The following is a 7,500-nucleotide window of genomic DNA, read 5'->3' as shown; positions in this document are numbered from 1 at the left end:
GCGCGACCCGGTAACGCCGGTGACCGTGTCGCGGTCGACGGCGATGCCGGTGACCGGCGTCGAGAGCCACAGCGTGCCGCCGTGGCTCTCGACGCCGGTCACCGGCATCGCCGTCGACCGCGACACGGTCACCGGCGTGACCGTGTCGCGCGACGGCGAGGAGGTCACGCTCACCGCCCCGGTGGTGGTCAGCGACGTCGGCCCCTTCGCCACGCTGGACCTCGTCGGGCGGGACAACCTCCCCGCGGACTACGTCGAGCTGATCACCGAGCGGAACCGGCCCTGCTCGATGATCACCGTCAACTTCGCCAGCCGGGAGCGGCTGATCGAGGCGCCCGGCATGCTCAGCTTCGCCAAGTCGCGCCGGCTCGCCTACATCGCCAACTTCACCGACATCTGCCCGGAGATGGCGCCCGAGGGCTGGCACCTCTACGTCGGCACGGCGGTCCCCGAGCCCGCGATCGGCGACTTCGACGAGAAGGCCGAGACCGAGATCCTGCTGGAGGACCTGCGCGAGCAGGTGCCCGGCTTCGACGAGAAGGCGCGGATCCTCTCCACCACGATCACCCGCGACGGATGGCCGCCGCAGCGTGCCGTCGCCGGCTTCGACCTCCCGCACACCACCCCGCTCCTGGGCCTGTGGAACGTCGGCGACGCCGTCAAGGAGTACGCCAACGGCGGTACGACGGCCTGCGCCGAGACCGCCGAGATCGTCGTCGAGGAGATCGCCAGGGCGTACCCCCTGGCCTGAGCCACGTCTGCACCGCTGAACCACACAGAGAGAGGCAACACCATGAAGGTCACCGTCGACTTCGCCAAGTGCACCGGCCTGGGCATCTGCGAGTCCCTCGCGCCCGACTTCTTCGAGGTCAACGACGCCGGCGAGCTCGTCCTCCTCAAGGAGGACATCACCGACGAGGAGCTCCAGGCCGTCGAGGAGGCCGTCGCCGGCTGCCCCACCGAGGCGCTGCGGATCGAGCGCTGATCCCTCATGTCGTCCCCGATGCCGGACGCCTCGGCTCCCTCCGTCGAGCGTCTCGTGGTCGTCGGCGCCTCGCTCGCCGGCCTGCGCGCCGCCGAGGCGGCTCGCAAGACCGGCTTCACCGGCTCGGTCACCCTCGTCGGCGCCGAGTCGCATCTGCCCTATGACCGGCCGCCCCTGTCGAAGGCGTTCCTGGAGCCCGGCGACGAGGACCCGGCGCTGCCGTTCTTCCGCGACGAGTCCTTCTTCCGCGACGAGCTCGGCATCGAGCTCGTCCTCGGCGAGCCGGCCTCGGCCCTCGACACCGAGCGTCGCGTGGTGCGCGTCGGCGAGCGGGAGATCCCGTACGACGGCCTCGTGATCGCGACAGGATCCACCCCGCGGCAGCTCCCCGGGTCGGAGGGGCTCTCGGGGGTCTACTCGCTCCGCACGCTCGACGATGCCCTCGCGGTGCGCTCGGCGTTGGAGAAGGGCGCCCGGACGGTCGTCATCGGCGCGGGCTTCATCGGCTCCGAGGTCGCCTCGGGGGCCAAGAAGCGCGGCGTCGAGGTCACCGTCCTCGAGGCGCTGCCCACGCCGCTGGTCCGCGCGACCGGCGAGGCGATGGGCCAGGCGATCGCCTCGCTGCACGACCGCAACGGCACGACGCTGCGCTGCGGCGTCGGGGTGAGCCGGCTCGAGGGCGAGGGCAAGGTCGAGCGGGTCGTCCTGGACGACGGCTCGACCATCGACGCCGATCTCGTCGTCGTCGGGATCGGCATCGTGCCCGCCACCGCGTGGCTGGCTGGCTCCGGTGTGCCGTGCGAGAACGGGGTCGTCTGCGACGAGACCCTCTGGACCGGCGTCCCCGGCGTCTATGCCGCCGGCGACGTCGCCAGCTGGCTCAACCCGACGATGGGGGAGCGACAGCGGATGGAGAACTGGACCGCGGCCGCCGAGCAGGGAGCCGCGGCGGCGCGCAACGCGATCGACCCCGCGAACGCCAAGCCCTACGGCACCGTGCCCTACTTCTGGTCGGACTGGTACGACTCCCGGATCCAGTTCGTCGGCTCGCCGGACGCCGAGGAGGTCCTGGTCGTCGAGGGCACCCCCGGGGAGAGCGCCCGGTGGGTCGCGCTCTACCGCCGCGGCGATCGGCTCGTCGGCGCCCTCACGCTCAACGGGCAGACCGAGATCATGAAGTACCGCGTCTTCATCTCGAAGAGGACGCCCTGGGCCGAGGCCGTCGAGTTCGGCCGGAAGCGCGCGGCGGCCCGGCTCGAGGGGGCGAGCGCCTGATGTCGCCGGACACCAGGCTCCGGCTGCTCAACCTCTGCTCCCTGGGCGGGTTCGTCGCGCTCGGCAGCACCCTCGCCGGCTGGCTGATCGCGGGGCTGCTCCCCCTGCCGCTCGGACCGTCGGACTCGCAGCCGGAGGTCTTCGACTTCTACACCAGCGACTCGACCCGGCGCATGATCGGCTTCGTCCTCGCCACGGTGGGGATCTGCTTCATCTTCCCGCTCGTCGGGGTCATCTCGATGCACATGATGCGGATGGAGGGACGGCTGCCACTGCTCAGCTTCCTCCAGCTCGGCGCCGGGTCGGTCACGATGTTCATCAACCTGCTGCCGTCGATGCTGTTCGCCGTGCTGTGCTTCCGGCCCGAGACCAGGTCGGCCGAGACGATCAGCCTGCTGAACGACGTGACGTGGCTGATCTTCTTCACACCGATCATGCCGTTCATCTTCCAGAACGTCGCGATCGGCGTGGCGATCCTCTCCGACCGGCGGGAGACCTTCCCGCGCTGGGTCGGCTACGTGAACCTGCTGGTCGCGTTCGCCTTCGTCCCGGACGTGCTGGCCTACTTCTTCCTCTCCGGGCCCTTCGGGTGGAACGGGGTCTTCGTCTTCTGGCTCGCCCTGACGGCGTACTCCGTCTTCCTGGTGGTGATGGGCGTCGTCACGCGTCGCGCGAACGCCGAGCTCGTCGAGGCCTCGACGGCGCAGCCGCCGGTCCCGGCGGCCGCCTGACGCCGGCGCCATGCCCGATCTCGAGCTGCCGGACTTCCTCTGGGCGCCGAGCACCGAGCGGGAGGCGCGCGCCGCCGTCGCCGGTGCGGCCACACCGCCACCGAACCCCGGCCGGGGACGCGTGCCCGGCGAACCGGGGGTCTGGATCTTCCTGCTCGGCGACATGAGCCTCTTCGGCGCCTTCTTCGTCGTGTTCACCTGGGAGAACAGGCAGGACCGTGAGCTCTTCGCGGCGGCGACGCAGGCGCTCCACCAGCCGATCGGCGCGGTCAACACCTTCGTCCTCCTCCTCAGCTCCTACCTCGTCGTCCGCGCGCTCGCGGCCACCCGGGCGGGACGGCCCGCTCCCGCTCGTCGGCTCCTGGCCGGCGCGATCGGATGCGGGCTCGTCTTCGGCGCGCTCAAGGCGGTGGAGTACGCCCTCGAGATCGGCGGCGGGCACACCCCGGCCACGAGCGCCTTCTTCACCTTCTACTTCGTGCTGACCGGCGTGCACCTGCTCCACGTGGTGATCGGGATGTCCCTGCTGGCGCTGTGGTGGCGCCGGCTCGGCACGGCCGACGGGGCAGGAGAGCTGCTGAGCGCCTCCGCCGGCGCCTACTGGCACATGGTGGACCTGCTCTGGGTCCTGATCTTCACCCTGCTCTACCTGGTGTGCGTCGTATGAGCGCCCCCGCCGATGCCGGTGGCGTCCCGCACCGGACCACCATCGTCTGGGTGGGCCTGATGCTCGCCACCGTCGTCACGGTCTGGCTCGGCACCGACCATCCGCTCGCCGACCTCGGCGTGCGCGTGGCCGGCGCCCTGGCCTTCTGGATCGCGCTGGTGAAGGTCTACGTCATCGGGCAGGACTTCATGGAGCTCCGCCACGCCCCGCCCGCGCTGCGGATCGTCTTCGCCGCCTGGCTGCTCGTGGTCGGGACAGCCGTCTCGGTGCTCTACGTGCCGTGAGCGCGGGCCGCGAGAGCGCCGCCGTCGTCGCGCACGCGACCGGGAGCCGGTCGCTCGCGTGCGGGCATGTCGAACAGCGGTTGCCGTGCCGACGGCGGCGACGATCCGATGACCGTGATGTCAGGTGAATCCCACGACTCCGCAGGGCTCGATCCGGCAGCGGCCGCGATCGACGTTGCGGGACGGGCGCGCGAGCTGGTGGCGCTGCTCGTCGTGGCTGACGCGGACGCCGAGGTGCTCGCCGAGGTCGGCCTGCTGCTCGATGCGGCGATCGACCGCCTTCGGTCCCATCGCCGGCCACCCGGCGGGATCTCGCCGCTCGACGTCGGTCGCGCGGGCGGCCGGCTCTTCGGCCCCGTGGTGGGCGTCGGCAACCCGCTGGCGCCGCCGATGGTGCTGGAACGCCATGCCGACCGGGTCGAGGGACGGTGCTCGATGTCCCGGGCGTACGAGGGCCCGCGTGGCTACGTCCATGGCGGCGTCAGCGCGCTGCTGCTCGACGAGGTGAGCGCCAAGGTCCCCGAGCTGACCGGCGTCGAGCGGGTGACGAGCACGCTATCGCTGCGCTTCCGGCGACCGGTGCCGCTCGAGGCCCCGCTGCTGCTGACCGCCCGGAGGCGGCCAGGCGAGCGAGACGTGGTGGATGCCGCCATCGCCGTCGAGTCCGACCCGTCCACTCCGTTGGTCGTGGCCGAGGTGCTCTTCCACCGACTGCGCCCGGAGCAGGTCCGGCGCTTCCGTGCCGGGTCTGGGGCGAACGAGGCGACCGGCGCGACGACCTGAGTGACGCCGGCGGTTCGGGAGTGTCGCACGGCGGTTGAGCAGCGCCCGTCAGGTGCCGAACCTTGGCTGCATGGACAGTTCTGTGGGCACCAGGGCAGGCGCTCTCGTCGACGTCGTGACGACCGAGGCCGAGGCGGCCGGGCTGGCGGTGCCCCCGCTGCTGGTCCGGGCTGCGGTCGAGGGCTTCCTCGACGAGCGCGGCCTCGGGAGCGGCCCGCTGCGTGAGACCCTCGTCGGCGGTGGCCACTCCAACGTCACCTTCCTGCTCGATCGCGATGACTGGCGCGGGGTGCTGCGCCGGTCACCGCGGCCGCCCTACCAGCCCAAGGCGCACGACATGGGCCGCGAGGCGGTCGTGCAGCAGGCGCTCGCCGACAGCGACGTCCCCGTCCCGCGGATCGACGCGGTCGAGACCACCGGCGCGGTGCTCGGCGTGCCGTTCTACGTCATGGACTGGCTCGACGGCGACGTCGTCACCGACGCCGTACCTCCCCTGCTCGCCTCTCCGGCCGGGCACCGCGGGCTGGGCGAGGCCTTCGTCGACACCCTCGCGCTGCTGCACGCCCAGGACTACGCGCAGCTCGGCCTCGGTGGCCTCGGTCGCCCCGACGGCATGGCCGAACGCCAGCTCAGCGTCTTCTCGCGACTCTGGGAGAGTCACCGCACCCGCGACATCCCCGCGGTGGACGCCGCCGAGCGCTGGCTGCGCGAGCACCTGCCACCGCCGAGCGGCCCGGCCGCGCTGGTGCACGGCGACTTCAGGCTCGGCAACCTGATGTGGGCTCGGACGGACCAGGCCCGGGTGCGCGCCCTGCTCGACTGGGAGCTCGCCACCATCGGCGAGCCGCTCTCCGATCTCGGCTACCTGCTCTCCACCTACCCGGAGCGCCCGGAGGAGCGGGGGGCCCTGCTGTCGCTGGCGACCGCCGTCGTCGCCCCGGGATTCCCGAGCCGCGCCGACCTGATCGGGAGGTACGCCGAGGCGACCGGTCGCGACCTCACCGGGTTGCGTTGGTGGCTGGTGCTCGCCTTCTGGCGCACCGCGGTGGGACTCGAGAGCTTCTACCGTCGCGGCCTCGCCGGCACCACCGACGATCCGTTCATTCTCGAGCTCGAGAGCGGCGTGCCGGAACTTGCCGACCAGGCACTGCTGGCGATCGAGGGAGGATGGGCATGAGCCTGTTCGGGCTGGCCGACATCGTGCTCCGGCCACGCACCGCCTGGGGTCGCGACCCGAGCGCGCCCGCCATCGCGTTCGGCGACCGGGTGATCGACTACGGCGAGCTGGCCGACGGCGTGCGACGCGTGGCTGCCGGCTTGAGCAGGCTCGGCCTGCGCCGCGGCGACGTGGTGGCGGTGCTGCTGAAGAACCGGCCGGAGTATCTGGAGGCGGTCTTCGCCGTCGCCCACCTCGGTGGCGTCGTGGTCCCGCTCAACTACCTCCTGCACCCCCATGAGGTCGAGTTCATCGTCGCCGACTCCGGCGCGAGCTGGATCATCACCGAACCAGACCTGCTCGCCGGTGCTGGCGGGTGCCCGCCCCCACCCGTCGGACCGACCAGGATCGTGGTCGGCGACGAGGTCCCGACCGGCGCGACGGCGTACGCCTCACTGCTCGCGAGCGACCCCGTCGGCTGCCCACCGGAATCGGTGAGTGCCGACGAGCGGCTCCTGCTGCAGTACACCTCGGGCACGACCGGCTTCCCGAAGGGAGCCATCCACACCCATGCCACGGTGCTGTTCAACGCGCTGGGTCAGATCGTCGACTTCGGCGTCTCCGCCGCCGACGTCCACTTCGTGGTGCCCTCGCTGAGCTGGGCGGCCGGGCTGCACTGCCTCACGCTGAGCACGTTGTGGCGCGGTGGAACGGTCGTGCTGAAGGAGACCGGCGGATTCGATCCGCACGACTTCTGCGCCACCATCGAGCGCCACCGCGTGACGACCGGGATGTTCGCCCCCTCCGTGCTGCGCATGGTGCTCGGATCCGGCGCGCTGGACGCCCACGACCTCACCTCGCTGCGGCTGGTCCTCTCGGGCGGCGAGCCGGTCAGCGCCGCCGAGATCAAGGAGGTGCAGGCTCGCGTCCCCGGGCTCGAGCTCAACCAGGGCTACGGCGTCTCGGAGTTCCCCTCCACGATGCTCTACCTGAGTGCCGACGACGTGGCCGAGCACGGCGGCGCCGCCGGCCTCAGCTCGATCACCGCCAACGTGCGCGTCGTCGATGACGCAGGCCGGGTCCTGCCCGCCGGCGAGCACGGCGAGATCGCCGTCCGCTCGCCGCAGTCGTCGTCGGGCTACCACAGCCGAACCGGCGGGGAGACGACGGCGGTGGTGGACGGCTGGCTGCGCACCGGCGATCGCGGCTACGTCGACGAGGGCGGCTTCGTCCACGTCGCGGGACGGGTCAAGGAGATGATCGTCAGCGGCGGCCTCAACGTCTATCCGGCCGAGGTCGAGCGGGTCATCGCCACGCATCCGGCGGTCCGGGAGGCCGCGGTCGTCGGGGTGCCCGACGACAGATACGGCGAAGTGGGCCACGCCTTCGTGGTCCTGAACTCGGGCACCGCCACATCGCAGGACGAGTTGACGGCCTTCGTGCGAGCAGAGCTCGCCGGCTTCAAGGTCCCGAAGCACTGGACCTTCCGTGACGAGGACCTGCCGCGGACCGTCACCGGCAAGGTGCGGCGCTTCGAGCTGCGCTGAGCCTGTCCGGCGATTCCGCACAGCGCTTTCAGGCCGAGCCGGGCCTCTGTGACGCTCGGCACACGCGTGCGG

The 7,500-nt window shown here is 71.8% G+C and carries 9 protein-coding genes; all 9 read left to right on the top strand.

The genetic code is table 11. The features are described from left to right. Positions 1–751: hypothetical protein (locus tag QM572_RS02595; protein WP_415089719.1), on the top strand; the 751-nt coding region annotated here is incomplete at its 5' end. 42 nt (positions 752–793) lie between these two features. Then, positions 794–985, top strand: coding sequence for a ferredoxin (locus tag QM572_RS02590; RefSeq protein ID WP_415089717.1), 192 nt, complete (start codon positions 794–796; stop codon positions 983–985). Between the two features lie 6 nt (positions 986–991). Further along, positions 992–2,260, top strand: a complete 1,269-nt coding sequence (locus QM572_RS02585) for an NAD(P)/FAD-dependent oxidoreductase (protein ID WP_415089715.1) — start codon at positions 992–994, stop codon at positions 2,258–2,260. Next, positions 2,260–2,991, top strand: coding sequence for a hypothetical protein (locus QM572_RS02580; protein ID WP_415089713.1), 732 nt, complete (start codon positions 2,260–2,262; stop codon positions 2,989–2,991). Before QM572_RS02585 ends, QM572_RS02580 begins: the two co-directional genes overlap by 1 nt. A 10-nt stretch (positions 2,992–3,001) precedes the next feature. Beyond that, complete coding sequence (locus QM572_RS02575) at positions 3,002–3,658, top strand: cytochrome c oxidase subunit 3 (RefSeq protein WP_415089711.1); 657 nt, start codon at positions 3,002–3,004, stop codon at positions 3,656–3,658. Further along, positions 3,655–3,942, top strand: a complete 288-nt coding sequence (locus QM572_RS02570; RefSeq protein ID WP_415089709.1) for a cytochrome C oxidase subunit IV family protein — start codon at positions 3,655–3,657, stop codon at positions 3,940–3,942. Before QM572_RS02575 ends, QM572_RS02570 begins: the two co-directional genes overlap by 4 nt. A 117-nt stretch (positions 3,943–4,059) precedes the next feature. Then, positions 4,060–4,725, top strand: coding sequence for a PaaI family thioesterase (locus QM572_RS02565; RefSeq protein ID WP_415089706.1), 666 nt, complete (start codon positions 4,060–4,062; stop codon positions 4,723–4,725). Positions 4,726–4,795: 70 nt separating this feature from the next. Next, positions 4,796–5,902, top strand: coding sequence for a phosphotransferase family protein (locus tag QM572_RS02560; protein ID WP_415089704.1), 1,107 nt, complete (start codon positions 4,796–4,798; stop codon positions 5,900–5,902). Continuing rightward, positions 5,899–7,428 carry an AMP-binding protein gene (locus QM572_RS02555; RefSeq protein WP_415089702.1) on the top strand — a complete coding sequence of 510 codons (1,530 nt, stop codon included), beginning with the start codon at positions 5,899–5,901 and terminating at the stop codon, positions 7,426–7,428. The genes QM572_RS02560 and QM572_RS02555 overlap by 4 nt, the downstream gene beginning before the upstream one ends. Positions 7,429–7,500: the final 72 nt, after the last annotated feature.

The sequence above is a fragment of the Nocardioides sp. genome, assembly GCF_047607365.1.
Lineage (GTDB): Bacteria > Actinomycetota > Actinomycetes > Propionibacteriales > Nocardioidaceae > Nocardioides.
This window is presented reverse-complemented; position numbering and strand designations above follow the sequence as displayed.

Excerpts from the sequence above, each read along its gene's own strand:
- QM572_RS02555 (WP_415089702.1), top strand. The coding sequence starts at position 5,899 with ATGAGCCTGTTCGGGCTGGCCGACATCGTGCTCCGGCCACGCACCGCC.
- QM572_RS02565 (WP_415089706.1), top strand. The coding sequence starts at position 4,060 with ATGTCAGGTGAATCCCACGACTCCGCAGGGCTCGATCCGGCAGCGGCC.
- QM572_RS02580 (WP_415089713.1), top strand. The coding sequence starts at position 2,260 with ATGTCGCCGGACACCAGGCTCCGGCTGCTCAACCTCTGCTCCCTGGGC.
- QM572_RS02590 (WP_415089717.1), top strand. The coding sequence starts at position 794 with ATGAAGGTCACCGTCGACTTCGCCAAGTGCACCGGCCTGGGCATCTGC.
- QM572_RS02585 (WP_415089715.1), top strand. The coding sequence starts at position 992 with ATGTCGTCCCCGATGCCGGACGCCTCGGCTCCCTCCGTCGAGCGTCTC.
- QM572_RS02575 (WP_415089711.1), top strand. The coding sequence starts at position 3,002 with ATGCCCGATCTCGAGCTGCCGGACTTCCTCTGGGCGCCGAGCACCGAG.
- QM572_RS02560 (WP_415089704.1), top strand. The coding sequence starts at position 4,796 with ATGGACAGTTCTGTGGGCACCAGGGCAGGCGCTCTCGTCGACGTCGTG.
- QM572_RS02570 (WP_415089709.1), top strand. The coding sequence starts at position 3,655 with ATGAGCGCCCCCGCCGATGCCGGTGGCGTCCCGCACCGGACCACCATC.